Source organism: Bifidobacterium apri (assembly GCF_009299485.1).
Classification (GTDB): Bacteria; Actinomycetota; Actinomycetes; order Actinomycetales; family Bifidobacteriaceae; genus Bifidobacterium; species Bifidobacterium apri.
Genome location: NZ_WBSO01000001.1, coordinates 146,093 through 167,263 on the forward strand (window position 1 = coordinate 146,093; position 21,171 = coordinate 167,263).

Consider the following 21,171-nt stretch of genomic DNA (forward strand, 5'->3'; position numbering starts at 1 on the left):
CGGCGGGGCATCGAGGGCATGGACAAGGGCGAGGGGCGTGGACGATGCTTGGATTCCATACATCACGTATCGGATAGGTGAAACGCATGTATGGCAAGGCCACTGTGACGGCCAGACTCACAGGCAACCGAGGCGCTGCGACCAATCGTCGGATTCCGCCATTGTCCCGTCTGCTCTCGCGGGCGCGAGACGCCTAGGGCTCCCCCATTCCCTCATACCCGCGATTTCAGCGGTTGCAGGAGACCGCCAGCGTCACTTCAGCCAATCCGTATGGTCGCAGGGTGCGGGTTGTCATTGATGATAGCGGACAGCGCGGCATCCAAGCCAACCGTGGACGAGCCGACATCCGCATCACTGTCTGCTGGCTTCGTCCCCATGCGCAGCACCGCCGCGTACAACGTGGTGTCCTGCGGCGGATTGGAGGGGTCGAGCAGTGCGACCGGAATGCCTGCATTGCGCGCTTCGTTTAAGGCATCATGCCACGATGACGCTGTCGCATCCGTGACATCGAGCGCATTGATGAGGATCACCGACACGCGTTGGGACGCCCAGTCGCGTACAGCCTGCTGGGCGGCTTGCGTCGCATCGGCGTTGCCGGTTGTGGAAGCGAACCGGGCGTCGAGCTTTGCCTTGGCAAGATCATTGAGCACCGTGGTATCGGCGACCGGCGGATTGCCCAATGCCCCGATCACACCGATGACGATATCTTGCCTGTCCACGCTGTCATGGGCGACATTGCTCGACGAATCATGCGAATTGCCTACGGCCACGCCGCGCGGAGTGCAACCTGCGAGCGCACCGGTCATGCACAGGACAACCGCCAGGACGCATGCAGCCGTGTTCCGTCGCACAGATCGCTGGTGTCGCAGAAGGTGAGTCATGCATCTCATCCTAATCAACGGTGGTCACGAGGGGTCGCCCCCGCCGCCGACTGTGGGTGCGGTCGGCGGCAACAAGGGTGGGCGGCGCCTACTGTCCGATGGCGATGATGGTTTTACCTTTGGATTTGCCTTGTTTCACTTTGGCGAGTGCCTCGTTGACCTGTTCGAGCGTGTAGACCGTGTCGATGGAGGTTTCCAGCGGATGGTCTTTGTCGAACAGCCTGCCGATTTGCTCGAGCTGGCGACCGTCCTCATGCACGAACAGGAAGTCGTAGGTCTGGCCTTTCGCCGCCGCCATGCGGTCGTATTTGCGGCCGGCGATGGAGAACAGCAGGCGCTTCCAGGCGGGCATGCCGCTGCGCTTGGCGAACCGGCCGTTGGGCATGCCGCGCAGGGAGACCAGGCTGCCGCCTTCTTTGAGCACCTTGAATTCGTTCGGCAGCTCGCGGTCGCCCAAGGTGTCGAGCACATGGTCGACGTCGGAGAGCACGTCGACGTAGTTCTCTTTCTTGTAGTCGATGAACCGTTCGGCGCCAAGCTGGCGCACCCGCTCCTCGTTGCTGCCGCTGCCGTTGGTGTAGACGTGCAGGCCGAGGCTTTTGGCCACCGGAATCGCCATGGCGCCGAGGCTGCCGGTGCCACCGGAGATGAACACGGATTCCCCCGCCTTGACGTGCATGACATCGAAGGCTTGCATGGCGGTGAGCGCTGTGAGCGGAACCGTGGCGGCCTGCTCGTATGAGAGGTATTCGGGAATCGTCGCGAGCGCGGATTCCTCCACTGCCGCGTATTGTGCGAAGGCGCCGATCTTCTTGAGGGGCATTCTGCCGTAGACCCGGTCGCCTGTTGTGAACCGGGTGACGTTTGTGCCGGTTTTCTCGACGATTCCGGCGAATTCGTTGCCCATGACCAGCGGCATCGTGTAGGGGGTGATGAGTTTGACTTCACCGCGGATGATCATGTTGTCGAGCGGGTTGACCGCCGCGGCCATGATTTTGACCAGCACTTCCGTCTCACCGGGCTGCGGAACGGGGATGTCGCGGATCTCAAGGTCGGTGCCGTGTTTGGCGTAATGCGTGAGGATGGCTGCTTTCATGATGCTCTCCGTTCGTTTGTCGGCGTTGTGCCGTTCGCTGTGGTTGTCATGGGTTGAATGGGGCGTGCAGACGGTTGATGGTTATTCTCGCGCGTCGGCGGCGCCAGTTCGGCTTGAATGGTTTGCCGCGCCCTGACGAGGATCGGCTTGGCCGGTCCGTGCCATGTAGGCGCGCATGTCGCTGATGCAGTCGGCGAGGGTCATGCCTTGGAGCCGGTGGTTCACGTCATCGTCCATCTGCTGGAACATGCCTCCCAGCACCGGACGAATGTTGTGCCCGACGATGCACATGTCGTTGGGATTGTGGTGCAGGTCGAACAGATGCACGGAATCCGCGTCCATCACTGCCCGGTAGATGTCGAGCAGTGTGATGTCGCCGGGTTGTTTGAGCAGCCGGAATCCGCTGATGCCACGTCTGCCTTCGATGATGCCTGCCTTGTTCAGGCGCGCGGTCAGTTTGCGGATGTAGCTGGGGTTGGTGCCTACGCTCACGGCGATCTGCTCGGAATTGACCGGAGTTGCGGATTGCGAGATCAGGATCAGCGCATGGATCGCGGACGAGAATCTGGTATCCATCACAACCCCTTCCTTTGCATCATCCCGTTGTGCGGAGTTCAGTATTACGCGGTTCAGATGTCGCGGTTCGCTTCATTCGCCAGATATGCAAACGTCCGCAATCATCACCGCCGGCGATTATCTGTAATTGTATCTGATACTGATACTTTAACAGACTGCAAGACAAGCGTCAACGGTTCAGACGCTATGGCTGTCCAAGAAGTCAGTCAGCCTGTCGAACGCCTTACGCGCGGTGGGGTCGTTCCTTTCTTCCACGACAAAACAATGCGGCATCTTGCGCCCCTCCTCCTTCAGAGGATCGACGAGTTCATTCACCACTCCGGCTTGGCCCAGCGCACGACACGCCCGATTTTCTGATCAAGACGTGGACGCATGAATTCGAATCCGACCCCATCCGCAACCGTGGACCGTGTTTGAAAGCCTGTTTTGCCACATGAAGAAGCACCAGGCGTTTTACGAAGTCCTCCACGCGACAGGGCGGGGACAACGTCCTGCGAACATCGTTGCGCGAGAAAAAACGGGTTGACGCAAGAACTCGCGAACGAGGAAGCCTACCGGAAAGCGTTTTTCGCCGACGGAATCAGCGGATGGATCGAGGAATGGATCGAACGAGGCATGCCAGAAACACCCGGCGAGCTGAACGAATCACTGAGACGCTATGTTGACGACGTGCTCTCCAACCTCAACCAGCTATTCGTCCGACCATGACCTTGCCTGGCGTGGAGGCCATTCGGCCAACGGCACATGACCTCCACACAACACACTACCGGCATCCGCACCCGCCGAGCGCGTGGACACTCTCGTCAATCGGGACATGCGTCGCGGATCGTCCACCGATATACTCCCGCCGCCCCGGCGCGAGCCTCCGACACCTGCTCGGCATCCAGAATCATGCGCTGGGCGCGCCGTAGCGCTGTTCGATTTCACATTTACCAAGTGTTTTCTTCCACGGTCTCCTGTGCCCGCTACCAGCAGGATTCCACTGGATCTTCCCTTGGGTAGACGAGGCAGCAGCAATCTTGTCGGGGTTGTCCTTCTTTTGTATTTGACCAATCGCCGAATCATACACGTAGTAGACACTCAGATTGTTGCTATTGGTCGTATATACCCGGTAGGTGTCGCCAGTTGTTGTGTAGCACAGCGACACGCCTGGGGAAAGCGTAACCTGCGTTTGAGTATTGGTTACTTTGGTACTGTAGCCATATTTGACGTTGCCCGCTATCGGGTAAGCCCCCCCCCGGGGCTTGCTGCAACCATGAAATTCGGAGGCAGCGTACCGCCGAGTTCAACGCTTGCATTCTCAATGGAGTCTGTTGCGTGCTTCAAATCGGACTCGGCCGCACTGTTCCATGCCGCCACGCGCACTTGCTGATAAATCGGCACGCTGATCGATGCAAGAATGCCAATGATGATCACGACAACAAGCAACTCAATGAGAGTAAAACCCGATTGTCCCGAGGCACGCCGCCTCAGGGACTGATACACGCCACACATGGCTTCACCTCTCTTTCTTCCTGCAAACCCGCCATTGGGTCTGTGGAATAAGCCATCGGAGTCAAGTACTTGCTTGCACGCTCCGATGCGTGTTCTTCATCAGCATCATTACTGATGACTATGTGCTCATTATATAACGGTTTCCAGAATCCCGCAGCCGCCTTCACAAAACAGCGGGATTCCGCCTCACCGGTCGGGCTCAACGCATGCAATCAGCCGACCCACCATGCATGGCCATCGGGGAGATTACGACACAACAGCAGACCACTACAAGCATGTCAAGTACAAATCTGCGACTATCGGCCACGCAGAATCTTGACATGGAAACCCATACCTCGCGTCATCATTCGCTGATACGGATATGTTTCATCTGTTCATTGTTTCGACATATGTTCTTACCGCAGATCTTGGAACAACCTGCTGAGAAAACCCATACACTTCGTGTATCAGCCATATCGCTAAGGACTTTGCCTCGTGCCATAGCGCGTATGCCGCCCTTTGCAACATCGTTTGCCTTGGCCGCCTTGCGGAACATAGCAGAGCCTCTGCACATTGCTGCCAACTGCTCAAACCCGGTAGCAGTAGGCCCTGGATCCTTTTGGGACTCCTAGGGACTCCTCGAAAGGGTTGATGACAGACATTGTCGTACCGTCCCTAAGAAGGGATTCGCATATTGAACCAGCGATCCATGCCCTGCATACGGGGCAGATGACCACAAGAAATGTCTCCAAGCCAATGATGACCTGAAGGCATGGTGACGTTACGCCAGCTCGGTGTATGTAGGGCTCCACCTTTGTGCATCCACGGCATCGGCAACGTTATCCACCGCCCTGCGGTTCAGCCCTTCCCTGACCGCCTCACCGGCGACGGCAATCGCCACGGTTCTCGAAAACTCAGGGAGTTCCGATACCGGCGGAAGGACTGCAGCACCGGCACGGGAAGCATCGACAATGTCGCTGATCGAGTGTGCCGCGACGGAAATCATCCGGTCGGTGACAAGCTTTGCATCTGCACTGATCACGCCAAGCCCCAGTCCCGGATAGATCAGGGCGTTGTTCGCCTGCCCGATTTCATACGTGACGCCCTTATATGAGACCGGCGCAGACGGAATTCCCGTTGCCACGAGCGCCCGTCCCTCGGTCCAGCGAATGAGGTCCTCCGCCTTTGCCTCCGCCAGTTCCGTCGGGTTGCTCAGCGGGAAGATAATGGGGCTCGCCGTGTGGGCCGCCATCTCCTTCACGATCTCCTCTGTGAAGGCACCGCCCTGCGTGGATGTTCCAACCAGGATAGTGGGATGGATCGCCTTCACCGCTGCCGCCAGCGTGGTCAACGCATCCACGTCAGCGAACTCCTCTCTGCTTCGTGCAAAGACGGCCTGCTCCGGGGTCAGATCCTGCATGTCGTCAAAGAGAAGACCCTGCTTGTCGACAAGATAGAAGTGCTTTTGGGCTTCCTTGACATCCATGCCTTGGTCAACCATTTCCTGGCAGATCCTCTTCACAATGCCGCAGCCCGCCGTTCCCGCACCAAAGCACAGGTACTTCTGGTCGGCGAGTTTCTCGCCGGAGATGCGCAGCGCCCCGAGTATTCCCGCCAGAGAGATGATGCCGGTTCCCTCGATGTCGTCATTGAATACTGGATACCGGTTGACATACCGGTTCAGGAGCACTGCCGCATGGCCTCTTCCGAAATCCTCGAAGTGGAGGTACAGGTGCGGGAACATCCTCTCCACAAGCTCCACGAACTGGTCGATGTAGGCGTAGTACTGCTCGTCCCCGATCCGATGGTGATGCAAGCCCAGATACAGTGGATCGTCCAGAAGGCTCTGGCGGTCCGTGCCCGCATCGATGACGACGGGCAGCACCTTCGCCGGGTCAATGCCGGCCGCAGCGGTATACACCATCAGCTTTCCAGTGGAAATGCTGACGCCATTGGTTCCCCAATCGCCGATTCCCAGAATGGCCTGCGCATCGGTGACCACGATCAGCTCAATGTCCCGGTCTCCCGCCGCATTGCGGATGGCCTCCTCCATCTCTTCCGGATGATCTGCCGTAAGATAAGCCGCGTTCTGCGGCGTCATAAAGAACTCACTGTAATTGCGGATGCTCTCGGCGATGCCCGGATCATAGACGATTGGCATGAGTTCCTGCACATGCTGCGAGAAGAGGTAGAAAAACAGGGTCCGGTTTCGGCTGAAGAGATTCATCAGATAGTGGCGCTTTTCTGTGACGCTCTCCCTGCGCTGCACGTTTTCATATGCCCGTGCCGCCTGCAGTTCAATCGTCTGCACCACCGGCGGCAGAATGCCGACCAGCCCGAATTTCTTCCTCTCCTCCTGCGTAAACGCAGTCCCCTTGTTCAAAAACGGATCATTGAGAAGTTCATAACCTGTTTTCATATGCTCGCACCTCCTTGCGTTTGTTATTGCGGTCATTGTAGCAAAACAGTCTTGTTCTCAGGAAAACAGCGTAACCGTCTCAATGTGGCACGAGACAAGCACCTGATTGTCTGGATTCCGGGCACATTTCCGCCCGTTCGTGGGAACTGCTCTAAGCCGAAAATCGGCGTTTTTACAGGTGCTCTTAGTTTGCGGGAACTGGTCCACGTGCTTTTTCTACCTATAATATGGCGGGCTGGAGGGAGGCCATCGTCTCGACCTGCTCTCCTCTGCTCAGTCGGTTTATGATCAAGGTCTCAACCCAGCATGCTGTTAACTTGGTCGGTATCTTGGTCGGTCAGCGATCAAGTTGCTTTCTCCTGTACCTCTGATTTCGACTGTTAGGTTTGTCGGGAATTGTCATTTCGATAACTCCTTGTGCTAATTGCATGGAGCGCCAGCCAACGGCCGGCTTTGCGGAGCTAAACGGCCGCGATGCGGAGCGAGCGGCCACCTCTTTTCTGACTTGATTTGAGCATCTTCCTTCATAATGAAAATATGCCGTATTGTCGGCGATTCTTCATTGTCCGTTTTTTTATGTCAATTTTCAATTTTTGACTTCAAAGTTCACTTTTTTATATTTTTGGTTCTTACTATTCGGCTTATCAGATATCGTCATTTCGATTTTTCCTGCATTAAGCAAAGGCTTAATATATCTTTCCGAAAAGTTTCTTCTGCCGGCCAGCCCCATAAACTCCTGCATTTCTTTCCTGCTGCGAGGTATGGAGCAAAATTGAATAAGATCTTGTATCGTGACTTGTTCCTTATCTTGTTCCTTACCTCTTTGCCGACCACTTCACCGTGGAATTCAAGTCCGGGGTTACAATCGATATCGAAGCATAAAAAGACTCCTCGCCGCCGACGCATTTGCCGGTAGTGAGGAGCCTTTATCTCTTCTGAATGATCAGCCTAACAACTTTTCAACTTCTCCCGGCTTTAGCACTTTACCGACAGATACGATTTTATCATTAACAAGGAGTGCAGGCATACTCATAACACCATAGCTCATTACCTTCTCCATATCGGTGATGTACTCTACCTCAACATTCAATCCAAGATTCTCAACAGCTTTCTTGGCATTCTCATACTGTTCGTGACATGACTTGCAACCCGCACCAAGAACTTTGATGCAGCAAACGCCATCAATCTTTTCTCCGCAGCAGGGAGTAGATTCAGCCTTAACTTCTTCCGTCCCTCCGCAGCAACATGTGGGCTCCGCCTTGACTACTTCTTTTTTCTTACCAAACAGTGCCATGATCATATCCTCCTTCAGATGAATAAACTTTGAAATACATTAAAGCCGTATCCGACAATGATGATACCCACTGTGCAGATGGCTATAAATGTCGCTAAGAGTTTTGGCTTGATAGCCTTTTTCAGCATTATGAGGGACGGAAGGCTGAGCGTGGTAACCGCCATCATAAAGCTGAGAATCGTACCGAGCAATGCTCCCTTTGCAAAAAGTGCCTCGGCAATCGGAATCGTGCCGAAAATGTCTGCGTACATGGGTATGCCGACAAGCGTGGCGAGTATCACACCGAACGGATTATTGCTGCCGAGAACGGTTTCCACCCAGCCTTCGGGAATCCAGTTATGGATCACCGCGCCGATAGCCACGCCGACAAGGATATAAGGGAACACTTTCTTAAAGGTGGCTGCAACCTGATCTCTGGAATAAATCAGCCGGTCTTTAACAGTGAGATTCGGAGACTCGATATCCACCTTGCTGTTGTTATTGCGGATAAAATCAGCAATCTGGTCTTCCATGTGCAGGTGTTCTATCAAAGTGCCGCCAATGACGGCGATGACAAGCCCCAGCACCACGTACGCCACGGCAATCTTCACGCCAAAGATACTGACGAGAAGCACAAGACTTCCCAAGTCCACCATCGGTGATGAAATCAGGAAGGAAAATGTCACGCCAAGCGGAAGCCCCGCACTCGTAAAGCCAATAAAAATCGGAATGGACGAGCAGGAACAGAATGGCGTTACCGTCCCAAGCAAGGCACCGATAATATTCGCTCCGATCCCGTGGAATCTTCCCAAGATCTTCCGACTGCGCTCCGGAGGGAAGAAACTCTGGATATAGGAAATCAGGAAGATCAACACACAAAGCAATACTGTTATTTTAATTGTGTCATAACTGAAGAACTGAATGCTGCCGCCAATCCGGCTATTCACATCGAGTCCGACCATGAGCAATACTTTCCCAATAAGGGCATTCAACCACTCCATCCCAAGTATTTGATCCTGAATAAAAGTCCACATTACGCAAACCTCGCTTTTGTTTTATTAGCAATTCGCACAAGCATCAGCATTACCGGAACCTCCGTCAGAACGCCTACTGTGGTGGCGAGTGCTGCTGGGCTTGTCGTTCCGAAAAGTGCAATAGCCACAGCCACCGCGAGTTCAAAGAAATTCGATGCACCGATCATTCCAGCAGGAGCCGCAATATCATGTGGTAATTTAAGTAACTTGCTTGCTCCGTAAGCGATAAAGAAGATCAGAAACGTCTGAATGGTTAGCGGGATCGCTATCAGCACAATATGAAGCGGATTAGACAGAATCACCTCTGCCTGTGAACTGAAGATAATAATCAGCGTTAACAGCAGACCTATCGTTGTGGCATTGTCGAACTTGTGGATAAACGTGCTCTCAAAGTAATCCGCGCCTCTTTGCTTCGTGACTGTTATCCTCGTGAGGATGCCGCCCACAAGCGGAATCACTACAAACAGAAAGATGCTGACGAACAGGGTGCTATAGGGAACAGCCACATTGGAAACGCCTAAAAGGAATTTTACGATTGGAACAAAAGCCACAAGGATGATGAGGTCATTTGTCGCCACCTGTACGACCGTATAAGCAGGATTTCCTTTTGTAAGCGTACTCCACACAAACACCATCGCCGTACACGGAGCAGCTCCTAAAAGCACAGCTCCGGCAAGGTACTCCGTTGCCAATCCGGGAGATATGATGGATTTGAATACGACAAATAAAAACAGATAAGCTATTCCATACATGGTGAACGGCTTGATCAGCCAGTTTGTAACCCATGTGACCAGAAGTCCCTTCGGATTCTTTCCAATCTGTTTTATGCTCTGAAAATCCACTTTCATCATCATAGGGTAGATCATGACCCAGATGAGAACAGCGATAGGAATCGAAATGCCGGAAATCTGAAATTGACCGAGCGTATCAGGAATAGCCGGGATAAAGTGCCCAATCAGTACTCCTATGGCCATGCAGAGCAGTACCCACACAGAAAGATAACGCTGAAATGTATTTATGCCTTTGCTTTGATTGCTCATGACTTCGCCTCCGTTAGTTTGATACATTGAAATATATCTATGCTTAAGTGCTTTATATAGGCAATCCCAAAGGACTGCCTATGAATGATAGATATCGATTACTTCTTTTCCTTGCATCCGCAGGATACGCTCTCGTCCGTTTTGCAGTCACATCTTGCGTAGGAACCGATCATGTCCCGGAACTCCCTGACCCCGTCTGCGGAGATGGAGTAATGCATCCATTTTCCCTCTTTGTAGTAATCTACAAGTCCGCTGTCCGCAAGGATCTTCATGTGATGCGAAAGAGTCGGCTGTGTGATATTCAGTTCCTCCAGCAGATCACATCCACACTTCTCCCCATGCTGGAGAGCAAGCATGATCGCAAGACGGTTCTCATCTGCGAGCGCCTTTATTTTTTTAACGTCTTCTCTGAATCCCATGATTTTCACCTCCAAGAGATGTACATATCATATCACACACATTTATAGTTGTCAATGTGTGAATGAAATATTGCTTAACAATCTTTTCACCTCTGATGGCAGTGTGGGAGCCTTTTTCCGACATCTATCTCGCAGCCACAACTTCCCAACATCTAACTCGGCAACTCAACATAGTGACATCTATCGTGGCAACTCAACTCTCACACTTTTCGAGCCTTTTTGCCCTTGGATAAGTTACCGAGAAGCGTTTTGTCTGTCCGATGCCAAATTGCCCGATTGCTCGAAAACCGCAGTATTATTGGGCTTTCGCGCCTATTTTCCTTCGACCCTTGACATCAAACATACCGTCTCAACATGGTGGGTCATCGGGTAGATGTCGTAGGCGCGGATATCGGTCAGACGATAACCAAGCTCGCCGACAAGCGTAGCGGTATCGCGGGCGAGGCTCGTCGGATCGCAAGCGATGTAGATGACCGCTTTCGCACCGCTTTCGGCGATCTGACGGCACACCGCCGCCTTCGCACCGGCACGCGGCGGGTCAAGCACAACAACATCAGGATGAGCCAAGTCGCTGGGGACACGCTGCAACGTGCGGCGAACATCGCCGACGCGGGCGTCCACGGAACTGATCTGGCAATGTCGCAGATTATACTGGGCGTTGCGCACCGCGGTGCGTCCGCCCTCGATACTGAGCATGCGGGTGCGCTCCGCGGCAAGCATACTCAGCGGCAGCGTGAACAACCCGGAGCCGGAATACAAATCCCACAACACAGCCTGCTTACGGCCATCAAGCGTCTGCCGAACCAAGTCCACCACATGATTGGCAAGCATCACCGGAGCCATGCGATGCACCTGCCAGAAACCGTTCGCATCCACACGATAATCGAAGGTTCCGCCGGCTACCGTCACAGATTCGCGCACATGCTTCGATCCCGACCGCAACTCGCCATCAACCAGTACGGCGTAATTGTTGCCGACCGCTTTCAACAACGCTCGAGAATCAGCATACGTGGTGTCGATGCCACGTGGTTCCGGCACAGATAGTCTGATCTGAGAACCAGGCTCAAAACCGCCATCCCAGATGTGTTCCTCGTCCGCCACTGCAAGCAGCGCACGAGATGCAAGCGGCATGGTGTCAATCGGGACCCGCACATGCGAGCCTCGCCGGCGCATGGACGGCATACCATGCTCATCGGCGATCATCTCAATGCGTGTACGCCAATTCAGCCCGCCGAGTTCAACATCGTGATCGGCACGTTCAACCGGCACAGGATCACACTCGACATGCCCCATGCGATGCATCTGGTCGGTGATCACCGCGGACTTCCAAGCAAGCTGTCCCGGCAGACTCACATGCACCAAGTCCGCTCCCCCGACGCCACCACCCTGCGCCAGCGGCCCTGCCAACTGCCAGACAGGTTCGACACGATCCGGGCTTGCTTCAAGCACCTCCACCACTTCGCCGGTCCAGAACCGGTCATCACGGTCATGCGGCTCGTCAAGTTCGACGCGCACCAACTCCCCCGGAAGCGCGAACCTGACGAACACCACGCGGCCATCGATATGGCCGACGCAGCGACCCTGATCGGCATACCGTTCGATACGCACTTCTACCTGCATGTTTCCTATCACTTTCCTACCTGCCAACAGCCGGGCGGTGCACGCGCCGGCCAATCAAGCGGCCCGGACATCGGCATGCCGACCGCAACTTACTGGTGCAACAACCTAGCACAACCCGTTGCCGAGAAACGACAATGGCGGATGATGCGCACACCCTGCACACCATCCGCCACATGACATCATCAGCCGCGTTCCGCTGTCAGATCCCCACTGTCCGCTGATTGCCGTTGTACCGCACGCTCAAGTTCACGATGTCGATGCATCGGCGTGGCGACAATCAAATACGATACCCAAATCGCCAAAGCCCAGAACGGAATGCCCATCAGCAGACGAGCCGTACCCAGCCATGCCACCCGGTCAGACAAGTACAGCGGGACTTGGACGAGCAGCCGGAGCGCGAACACGCCCACCCACAGCGCGGTGATCGCCATATACGCCCGTTTGAGCGGCTTGTCGTTCATCCAGCCATGGAACCAATCGCCGAAACGCTCGGTCGGCAACGACCGGATGAACTCGACCACCAGTCCAAGCCCCGGCACCCGCGCAATCAGCGAGATGCCCAACAGCACGATATACACCGCATTCGTAATGAACCCGAACATGTAGTAATTACGCGCCTCATGGCTATGCCACGCCCACACCAGACAGATGGCGACCGACACCAATCCGCTCAACGCGCCCATCACAGACTGGCGTTGGATGAGCCGTGCCACCACTTGCACCGCAGCCAACACCGCGGACACCAACACCGTCGCGCGAAGATCGGACGTAATCACGAACATCACGACGAATACGAAACCCGGCAGCATCGATTCCACGACGCCACGCGGACCGCCAATAGCATCAATGACGGAAAAATCACCATCCCCGGCTTGGGTGAGCGCGGCGACGCCGGTACGCGGTTTGCGGTTCGAGGCCGAATCCGGCATGGTGCCGCTCAACGCACTTCAGAGAACATCGGGCCACGCGACAGCGTCGTCTTCTGCTCTACCTGCTGGTCGGAATCGAACGGTCCCTTCGGACGATCCGGAATCTGCGCGGCATCTTGCTGTGCCTGTTCCTGGGCCGCCCTGCGTTCGCCCGGAGTGACCGGCGCGTGCATCGGAATAAGGTCGCGCGGGGCAAGCGGTTCCTCACCGCGTTCCACGACGATTTGCGAGAAGAACCGATTCAGTGCGCGGGTTTCCTCATCATCTGGATCTGTGGCGGCCTTGCCTGAGAAAATGCCACGCAGCATCCAACGCGGACCGTCCACACCCACGATGCGGGTGGTCACCATCTTGCCTTCCTTGATCGGAACCGGCAAAATAAGCTCCGTGCCGAATACGCCCGGCACCTCCTTGGCGACATCGCTCTTGGAATCCAGCAGGTCAGCACGAACGTCGTCCCACAATCCCAGCGTCTTCGGTGCTGCGAACGCTTCGACCTCCAAGCTTGACGTGCCGTATGTGATGGTGGCACCCAGCACCGCCTTGTTCGCCCGAGCGGCTTTGATACGCAGCTCGATACCCTTCATGAACGGGATATAGTAGGCGCCAAGATCAAGATAATCGTCATAATCAGGCACATATTCGTCGTTCACATCCCACGGACCCCAATCCTCGCCGCGCCCCTCATACTCTTCGCTCGGCTCGGTAGGATAATCCGGCTGCTCGTCGCCCTGCGACTGCTCCGATTCCGCAGCAACCTCGACGTCCTGGGATACGTCCTGCTCCTTGGCCTGTGCGGCGGGTTCCGGCTGCTGCGTTTCCTGGCCGTCCGCAGCTGCATCGTTCACGTCGTCGGCATCCGCCGCATTCTGGCGTGCCTTCTTCGCGTCCTTTTCGCGCGCGGCGTCATCATCATGATGCTTCTTCTTGCCGAATCCGAACAATCCCATAGCTCCTCATTTCCACGGATATGACAGTCCCAAGAATAACACCGCAAATGAGAGCCAGCTGAAAGCGTGATGTCGCGTATCAGCACAGCCGTCATAGCGGCATTCAGGACCACAGATTTCGTCGCATCACACGTCGTACGTGATGCTCAACGGCGCATGGTCAGACCAACGGGCATCATAGGTGGGCGCCTTGTCAATCGTGAAGCCGCGAGCCGTCTGCGCGAGCTCCGGAGTGGCGAACTGATAGTCCAGACGCCAGCCGGTGTTGTTGTCGAACGCCCGCCCGCGCTGGCTCCACCAGGTGTACGGCCCCTGGATGTCGCCGGCGAGCTCACGCATCACATCGACGAACTCATACTCGTCAAGCCACTTGTCGATATACGCACGCTCCTCAGGCAGGAAGCCGGAATGCGTCACATTCGACTTCGCGTTCTTGATGTCAAGCGGCGTGTGCGCAATATTGAAATCGCCGCACAACACCGCTTGCCGCCCACCGTGCGCAGCCTCATCGCGCAGCTGACCCATGCGGGTGAGCATGGTATCGAGGAAACGGAACTTCTGGTGCATCTTGTTCGGGTCATCCACATCGCCAGAATGCACGTACACGCATACGACCGTGATCTCATACCCTTGCGGGGTGCGCACATCGGCTTCAATCCAGCGACCCGAATCCACATCCTCTTCAAGTCCCGGCAAACCGTACCGCTTGGCGACCACCGGCAGCGTGGACAGCAAGCCGACACCGGCACGGCCTTTGATACGGCAGATTTCATTCATGGTGTGCAGCCCGGTTGGGTCGGCGACTTTGCCGGAATCCACGTAGGTATCGGCGATGTTGTTGAAAATCGGGTCGATTTCCGACTGCGGGGCGCGAACCTCCTGCATGCACCACACATCCGGCGTATGCTCGCCCGCCCAATGCATAATGCCCTTGCGGTTCGCCGCGCGCAAGCCGTTGACATTCGATGTCGTGATCACAATGCTCATAGTTTCGAGCCTAGCAGCGCTCCCCTACGAGCGGTCATGTGCACTTCAACGTCCGTTTCCATCGTTCCTGTACCGGTATGCGTTCATCCGCGCCGGCGATGCGTTCATCCGTACGCCCATCTGTATCGCTCATCCGTACCACCCACCTACACAAACCGGCTACGCTTACGACCGTCCCAGCGCAACCAGTTTGCGAGAAAAACCACCCGCACAAACCGGCTACGCTTACAACCATCCCAGCGCAACCAGTTTGCGAGAAAAACCACCCGCACAAACCAGCTACGCTTACAACCACCCCAACGCAACCAGTTTGCGAGAAAGACCACCCGCAAAAGAGGTAGACTCCAAGGCGGCAGCCCCACACAACCTTCTACCGACGCTATGACGCCCCGCAACGTCGGCAGAAACAGAAACGCCACCTTCTGCCGACACTGAGGAGGTGCTCAGCGTCGGCAGAAGGTGGCGGCGTCTTGGAAGCAGCTGCGAATCAGTCGAGACCGAGCTTGAGCTTGCCTCCAGGAATCGCGTCAAGCAGGTCACGCGTGTACTGCTGCTTCGGATGGTCAAACACCTCATCGGTTGTGGCGTGCTCGACCAGCCTGCCATGCTGCATCACGACCACTTCATCGGCAATCTGGCGGACAACCGCGAGATCATGCGTGATGAACAGGTAGCTCAGCCCGCGTTCCGCCTGCAAATCGTTGAGCAGATGAAGCACCTGATCCTGAACCAGCACGTCGAGCGCGGACACAGCCTCGTCACAGATAATGACATCCGGGTCGAGCGCCATAGCACGCGCAATCGCGATACGCTGCCGCTGACCGCCTGACAGTTCGTTCGGATACCGGGTCATGACGGATTCAGGCAGTTCGACCATGTCGAGCAGCTCGCGCACGCGCTTCGCGCGGCTCTTCTTGTCGCCGATATGGTGGATGCGCAGCGGCTCTTCAATGGAACGGAAGATGGAATACATCGGATCGAGCGAACCATAAGGGTTCTGAAAGACCGGCTGGACATGCCGACGGAAGTCGAGCAGCTCGGCTTTACCGAAATCGGCGATGTTCTTGCCCTCATAGAACACCTTGCCTGCGGTCGGCTCGAGCAGGCGAAGCACCATATTCGCCACGGTGGACTTACCGGATCCGGACTCGCCCACAATCGCCAGTGTAGTGCCACGTTTGACGGAGAAGGACACGTCATCGACAGCCTTGAACATCTCCTTCTTACGCGGGAGCTTGAACTCCTTCGTCAGATGTTCGACCGTAATGATGTGTTCGCTTTTCTCCAGCGTCTGCTCGCCCTTGACCTGATGTTCAAGCAGAGCGTCCGCATCCTCGCCGTGTTCTTTCGCGGAGATGATGCGCTGCGATGCAAGCGAAGGCGCCGCAGCGACCAGACGCTTCGTGTACGGGTGCATCGGATGCTGCAACACGTCGAGCGACGGACCGGATTCAACGACCTGCCCCTTGTACATCACGACGATATGCTGTGCACGTTCCGCCGCCAAGCCCAAATCATGCGTGATGAACAGCACCGCAGTGCCCAGCGAATCGGTGAGTGTCTGCAGATGGTCGAGAATACGCTTCTGGACAGTCACATCAAGCGCTGACGTCGGCTCGTCGGCGATCAGCAGATCAGGACGGCAAGCCAAGCCGATGGCGATCAGCGCACGCTGACGCATACCGCCAGAGAATTCGTGCGGATACTGACGCGCACGCGTGGCGGCGTCCGGCAGACCTGCCTCATCAAGCAGACCGGCGATACGGTCGTTCATATTCGAGCCAGTGACATGCTCCTTGGCGATCTGCCAAGCCTTGTCATCGTTCACACCCGCCTTGATGAGGTCATCGGCGACACGCCACCTGGTCTCGGAGCCCGGGGTCCACTCCTGAGAGAAGAACTCCATCGCGTTGTCGAGCTTCTTGCCGCTCATGCCGATGCCGGTCAGCGCCTCCTTTGCAGCAGCGAGCAGAGCAGGCCGTTCCTCGGAACCGATGAAGGTCTCATCGTCTTCGCTTTTCACGTTGACTTCGTCGCCGGCCAGCGCTTTCGCCAGCTTGGACCGCTTCTCATGCGAAATATCCATATGGTTGGCGACAAGCGCTTCCTTGACCTGCGTGCCGATACGCCACACCGGGTTGAGGTTGCTCATCGGATCTTGCGGGACCAAGCCCATCTTGCTGCCGCGCAGCTGGTCATAGTCCTTGCCTTTGAGCTCGGAGATCTCCTGGCCTTCAAGCTTGATGGACCCGCCGACCACATGGCCGGTGCCGGGCAGCAATCCCAGCACAGCCATGGCGGAGGTGGACTTTCCGGAGCCGGATTCGCCCACAATCGCCACCCACTGGCCGGGGTACACGTTGAAAGATGCGTCACGCACCGCGTGGACATCATGCCCGTTGTCGTCAGTGAAATCGACCTTCAAATGCTGGACTTCCAGCAGCGGGCCTTGTTCGCGCTGCATTGCCTCGAGACGTTGTGCAGCCTCGGCTTTTGCATTGGTATTGGTGTTCTCAGTCATCACATGCTCCTTGTCAGGCCGTACGGCTCTTCGGATCGAGCGCGTCCTTGACGGCGTCGCCCATCATGATGAAGGCCAGCACGGTGATCGCCAGCGCGGCCGACGGATAGAACAGGACGGAGGGGTTGGTTCGCAGCACGGATTGCGCGCTCGAAATATCCCCGCCCCAGCTGACCGTGGTGGTCGGCAGACCGACACCAAGGAAGCTCAGCGTCGCCTCAAGCACGATGTACGAGCCGAGGGACGTGGTGCCGATAACGATGATCGGAGCCAACGAGTTGGGGATGATATGCCTGATGAGATTGCGCCACGGCGTTGAACCCAAAGCCGTGGACGCGGTGTTGAACTCCAGGTTTTTCGCTTCCATGACCGCGCCACGGGCGATTCGTGCGGTCGATACCCAGCCGAAGAGCGTGATGACGAGCACCAGCTTCCAAATGGAGGTGCTGGTCTTGAACATCTGCAGGACGACGATGGCGCCAAGCAGAATCGGCAACGCAAGGAAGATATCGGTCAGACGGCTGAGCACCGCATCGACCCATCCGCCGAAGAAGCCGGCGAGCGCACCGATGAACGCGCCGATGACCACGACAAGAATCGTGGACAGCAGACCGACGCTCAGGGAGGTGCGGGTTCCATAGATGGTACGGGTGTACACGTCGCAGCCTTGCAGATCAAAGCCGAAGGGGTGCCCTGCCTTCGCCGGCTCCAGCGAATTGTCCAGGTTGCAGTAGTTCGGGTTCTGCTTGGTGAACACGCCTGGGAACAGGGCGACGAATACGACGAGCACAATGAGGATCGCGGAGATGATGAACATCGGGTTGCGCCGCAACGTGCGCCACGCGTCTGCCCACATGCTGGCCGCAGGAGCGGATTCGTCGATGGAGTCGACAGCTTGCAGCGGGGTTTCGTCGATCGGTGCCACATAGCGTTCCTGTCCGGGCAAAGTGGCGGTGGCGGCGGTGGATTCGTTTCGTGTTGGTTCTGCCATGATTATCCCTTCCTTCCTCTCACGCGTACCGGATGCGCGGATCGAGCGCCGCATAGAGCAGATCGACGATCAGGTTGGTCACGACGAAGATCAGGGTCAGCAGGGTGACGATGGAAACCACCATGTTGCTTTCGCCTTTGAGGATGCTTTGGTAGGTGAGATATCCGATGCCGTGCACGTTGAAGATGGTTTCGGAGATCATCGCGCCGCCCATGAGCGCACCGAGATCCTGACCGAGATAGGTGACCACGGGGATCAACGAATTGCGCAGAACGTGGCGGACGAAGACCTGACGGCGGCCCATGCCCTTGGCGCGGGCGGTGCGCACGTAGTCCTCGTTCATATTCGAGGAGATTTCACCGCGGGTGAGTCTGATGATGTAGGCCATGGATACTGAGCCGAGCACGATGGCCGGCATGAGCAAATCAAGGAAGCCGGGATCGTTGCCGGCGGTAACGGGTAGCAGTCTCCATTTGACGCCGATGAGATACTGCATGATGAAACCGGTGACGAAGGTCGGTACGGAGATCAGCAGCAGGGAGATGACCAGGATGACGGTGTCACCCCAACGTCCCTTGTTGATTCCCGAGATGATACCGAAAAGGACGCCGAACACGGCTTCGAACACGAATGCCATAAGCGCCAGGCGAATGGTCACGGGGAATGCGCGACCGATTTCATCGATGACCGGTTGCCCGGAGAAGGTGTTGCCGAAGTCAAGGGTCAGCGCGTTCTTGAGGAACAGCAGGTACTGGATGATGAACGGCTTGTCGAGGTTGTATTCGGCGCGGATCTGGGCCGCGACCGCCTGGTTGACCGGCTTGTCCCCGAACATGGCTTTGACCGGGTCGCCCGGCAGCGCGAAGACAAGAGCATAAACCAGGAGGGTCGTGCCAAGAACCACGGGAATCATCTGCAGAATGCGTCGCAGAAGATATTTGCCCATTGGGTTGCTCCTTATTGCTCTTCGGCCGTTCGCGCCGGAACCTGTCAGGTACGGCGGCACTGCGGCCATAAAATACTTACGTTAGTCTACCCCACGTCTGCCCCAGCGTCATCTGCAAGGGGGCAAGAGACGTGCAATCCCTCTGGCATCAAGGGTTTGCGGGCATATGCCGATGACTTCCGCATGTCGGACGTTAACCGCAAGGAAACATTGATTTCCCGGATAATAGAAGGTTTCATCGTCACATATGAAAGGGCGCATGACATGAATCCATGCCATGCGCCCTCGTTCAGACGGATCAGCGTCTATCGGCGTGCCGTCACTTGGACAGCTCCGAATAGACCGGCTGGTTCTGCCAGTTCATCGTGAAGTTCTTCACGCCCTTCGCAGCCACGCCGTACGCGTTGCCGTAGTACAGCGGGATGGCCGGCAGATCGTTGAGCAGGATTTCCTGAGCCTGCTGGTAGATCTTGTTCGCCGCAGCCGTGCTGGTCGCAGCGTATGCCTGATCCATGAGCTTGTCGAAGGCGGCGTTCTTGTAGTCACCGTCGTTGGAGCCCTGGTTGTCGGCGGCAGCCGAATCATACAGCTGGTACAGGTAGTTCTCCGGGGACGGGTAGTCAGGCTGCCAACCGGTGCGGAACGCGCCCTTGATCGAGCGGTTGGACACGTCGGTGCGGAACTCCTGGAAGGTCGGGACCGGGTTGGTGGCGGCCTTGATGCCCAAGTTGTTCTTCAGCTGGTTGACTATAGCGTCGTAGATCGGCTTGGCGCCGCCATCGGCGTTGTAGGAGAAAGTGAAGGTGCCGTCATACTTGGAGATGGCATCGGCCTTGGCCCACAGTTCCTTGGCCTTCTTCGGGTTGTACTCCAGGTTGCTTTCGCCCTTGAGGGAGTCAGAATAGCCCGGGGTCATCGGGGAGGTGAATTCCTTGGCCGGGGTGCCGACGCCGCCGAGCACCTTGTCGACGATGGTCTTGCGGTTGATGGCCATGGAGATGGCCTGGCGACGCAGGACGCCTTCCTCAGTATTGGTCTGGAAGTGCTCGAGGTTGGACGGGATGGTGAAGGTCTGGCTCACAGAACCGGCCTTGTTGTATGCCACGACGTTGGGGTCGGACTGGAAGGTCTTGGTCGCGGTCGCCGGGACGGAATCCATCACGTCGAGGTTGCCGGACTGCACGTCGGCATAGGCGGAGTCGGTGGAGGTGTAGATCTTGAAGGTCACGCCGTCGTTGTTGACCTTGACGTTGCCCTTGTAATCAGGGTTCTTCACAAGCACGATCTGCTTGTTGTGGTCCCAGCTGGAGAACTTGTACGGACCGTTGCCGACCGGCTTTTCGCCGAAGGCCTTCGGATCCTTGTAGAAGGACTCAGGCAGCGGGGAGAATCCTTCATAGCCGACCTTGATCGGGAAGGTGGCGTCAGGCTGGTTCATCGTGACGGTGAAGGTGTAATCGTCCTCGACCTTGAGGCCGGAGAGCTGTTCGTCGCCCTTCAGGCCGTCCTTCTGCAAATCGTCGTAGCCCTTGATGGTCGAGAAGAAGGACGCGCACTTCTGGGCGTTCTTCGCATTGGCGGTGTAGCTCCAAGCCTTGGTGAAGGATTCTGCGGTCACCGGAGTGCCATCGGTGAACTTCCACCCCTTCTTCAAGGTGATGGTGTACTGGGTGGCGTCCGAATTCGGCTTGATGGACTGAGCGACTTCATTCTTCGCGTTGCCCTTGTTGTCGAAGCTCACCAGGCGGGCGAACAGCAGTTCGACCGGACGGCCGCCACCGGTTTCGTTGGTGTTGCCCGGGACAAGCGGGTTTTCAGGTTCGGAACCGAACGCGGTGATGATGACCTTGCCGCCGTTCGAAGAGCCGGACGTCGAGGATGACGACGAGCCGCAGCCGCCGAGCGCCATCGCGAGCGAGCACGCCGCCGCGATCAGCGCAATTGCTTTCTTCTTCATATGTTTTTCTCCTGTGTGTGTTTGATTTGGGACTAATCCCCAAAAACAACGAGGCTGGG

General features: G+C 56.5%; 20 protein-coding genes. 1 reads left to right on the forward strand and 19 read right to left on the reverse strand.

Going from position 1 to position 21,171, the window contains the following annotated elements; all coding sequences use genetic code 11:
- Window positions 1-257: 257 nt before the first annotated feature.
- From DSM100238_RS00540 to DSM100238_RS00550, 3 genes are all read right to left on the reverse strand, one after another.
- Complete coding sequence (locus DSM100238_RS00540) at window positions 258-881, reverse strand: type 1 periplasmic-binding domain-containing protein (protein ID WP_167510951.1); 624 nt, start codon at window positions 879-881, stop codon at window positions 258-260.
- 88 nt (window positions 882-969) lie between these two features.
- Window positions 970-1,977, reverse strand: coding sequence for an NADP-dependent oxidoreductase (locus DSM100238_RS00545; RefSeq protein WP_152354806.1), 1,008 nt, complete (start codon window positions 1,975-1,977; stop codon window positions 970-972).
- Window positions 1,978-2,058: 81 nt separating this feature from the next.
- Complete coding sequence (locus DSM100238_RS00550; protein WP_152354807.1) at window positions 2,059-2,553, reverse strand: Rrf2 family transcriptional regulator; 495 nt, start codon at window positions 2,551-2,553, stop codon at window positions 2,059-2,061.
- A gap of 522 nt (window positions 2,554-3,075) precedes the next feature.
- On the opposite strand from DSM100238_RS00550, the gene DSM100238_RS00555 reads away from it, so the two are divergent.
- The gene (locus DSM100238_RS00555) at window positions 3,076-3,261 is read left to right on the forward strand and encodes a TetR-like C-terminal domain-containing protein (protein ID WP_152354808.1); all 186 of its coding nucleotides are present in this window, start codon (window positions 3,076-3,078) and stop codon (window positions 3,259-3,261) included.
- Between the two features lie 510 nt (window positions 3,262-3,771).
- On the opposite strand, the gene DSM100238_RS09645 is transcribed toward DSM100238_RS00555, so the two are convergent.
- From DSM100238_RS09645 to DSM100238_RS00625, 16 genes are all read right to left on the reverse strand, one after another.
- On the reverse strand, window positions 3,772-4,047 hold the full coding sequence (locus tag DSM100238_RS09645) for a type IV pilin protein (RefSeq protein WP_152354809.1): 276 nt from the start codon (window positions 4,045-4,047) through the stop codon (window positions 3,772-3,774).
- Between the two features lie 760 nt (window positions 4,048-4,807).
- Window positions 4,808-6,481 (reverse strand): malolactic enzyme, encoded by a 1,674-nt coding sequence (locus DSM100238_RS00565; protein ID WP_152354810.1) that lies wholly within the window; start codon window positions 6,479-6,481, stop codon window positions 4,808-4,810.
- A 301-nt stretch (window positions 6,482-6,782) separates the two neighbouring features.
- Entirely contained in the window at window positions 6,783-6,875 is a 93-nt protein-coding gene (locus tag DSM100238_RS09660) for a Fic family protein (RefSeq protein WP_376831189.1), read from the reverse strand.
- A gap of 156 nt (window positions 6,876-7,031) precedes the next feature.
- Complete coding sequence (locus DSM100238_RS09495; protein ID WP_338071663.1) at window positions 7,032-7,235, reverse strand: Fic family protein; 204 nt, start codon at window positions 7,233-7,235, stop codon at window positions 7,032-7,034.
- Window positions 7,236-7,388: 153 nt separating this feature from the next.
- Window positions 7,389-7,739 (reverse strand): thioredoxin family protein, encoded by a 351-nt coding sequence (locus tag DSM100238_RS00570; protein ID WP_152354811.1) that lies wholly within the window; start codon window positions 7,737-7,739, stop codon window positions 7,389-7,391.
- Window positions 7,740-7,753: 14 nt separating this feature from the next.
- Window positions 7,754-8,719 (reverse strand): permease, encoded by a 966-nt coding sequence (locus tag DSM100238_RS00575; RefSeq protein WP_240812256.1) that lies wholly within the window; start codon window positions 8,717-8,719, stop codon window positions 7,754-7,756.
- Between the two features lie 32 nt (window positions 8,720-8,751).
- A complete protein-coding gene (gene arsB / locus DSM100238_RS00580; RefSeq protein ID WP_152354813.1) occupies window positions 8,752-9,792 on the reverse strand; it encodes an ACR3 family arsenite efflux transporter in 1,041 nt (346 codons plus the stop codon).
- Window positions 9,793-9,890: 98 nt separating this feature from the next.
- Window positions 9,891-10,211 (reverse strand): ArsR/SmtB family transcription factor, encoded by a 321-nt coding sequence (locus DSM100238_RS00585; protein ID WP_152354814.1) that lies wholly within the window; start codon window positions 10,209-10,211, stop codon window positions 9,891-9,893.
- A gap of 312 nt (window positions 10,212-10,523) precedes the next feature.
- Entirely contained in the window at window positions 10,524-11,831 is a 1,308-nt protein-coding gene (locus tag DSM100238_RS00590) for a class I SAM-dependent RNA methyltransferase (protein WP_152354815.1), read from the reverse strand.
- 182 nt (window positions 11,832-12,013) lie between these two features.
- Window positions 12,014-12,760 carry a DUF3159 domain-containing protein gene (locus tag DSM100238_RS00595; RefSeq protein WP_152354816.1) on the reverse strand — a complete coding sequence of 249 codons (747 nt, stop codon included), beginning with the start codon at window positions 12,758-12,760 and terminating at the stop codon, window positions 12,014-12,016.
- Between the two features lie 8 nt (window positions 12,761-12,768).
- The gene (locus DSM100238_RS00600; protein ID WP_152354817.1) at window positions 12,769-13,710 is read right to left on the reverse strand and encodes a DUF3710 domain-containing protein; all 942 of its coding nucleotides are present in this window, start codon (window positions 13,708-13,710) and stop codon (window positions 12,769-12,771) included.
- 126 nt (window positions 13,711-13,836) lie between these two features.
- Window positions 13,837-14,697: an exodeoxyribonuclease III gene (locus DSM100238_RS00605; RefSeq protein ID WP_152354818.1), complete on the reverse strand. Its 861-nt coding sequence runs from the start codon at window positions 14,695-14,697 to the stop codon at window positions 13,837-13,839.
- A gap of 487 nt (window positions 14,698-15,184) precedes the next feature.
- Window positions 15,185-17,218 (reverse strand): dipeptide ABC transporter ATP-binding protein, encoded by a 2,034-nt coding sequence (locus DSM100238_RS00610; protein ID WP_152354819.1) that lies wholly within the window; start codon window positions 17,216-17,218, stop codon window positions 15,185-15,187.
- Window positions 17,219-17,231: 13 nt separating this feature from the next.
- On the reverse strand, window positions 17,232-18,209 hold the full coding sequence (locus tag DSM100238_RS00615) for an ABC transporter permease (RefSeq protein WP_152354820.1): 978 nt from the start codon (window positions 18,207-18,209) through the stop codon (window positions 17,232-17,234).
- Window positions 18,210-18,228: 19 nt separating this feature from the next.
- Window positions 18,229-19,155, reverse strand: coding sequence for an ABC transporter permease (locus DSM100238_RS00620; RefSeq protein WP_015450213.1), 927 nt, complete (start codon window positions 19,153-19,155; stop codon window positions 18,229-18,231).
- A 319-nt stretch (window positions 19,156-19,474) separates the two neighbouring features.
- Window positions 19,475-21,112: a peptide ABC transporter substrate-binding protein gene (locus tag DSM100238_RS00625; RefSeq protein WP_152354821.1), complete on the reverse strand. Its 1,638-nt coding sequence runs from the start codon at window positions 21,110-21,112 to the stop codon at window positions 19,475-19,477.
- Between the last annotated feature and the right edge of the window lie 59 nt (window positions 21,113-21,171).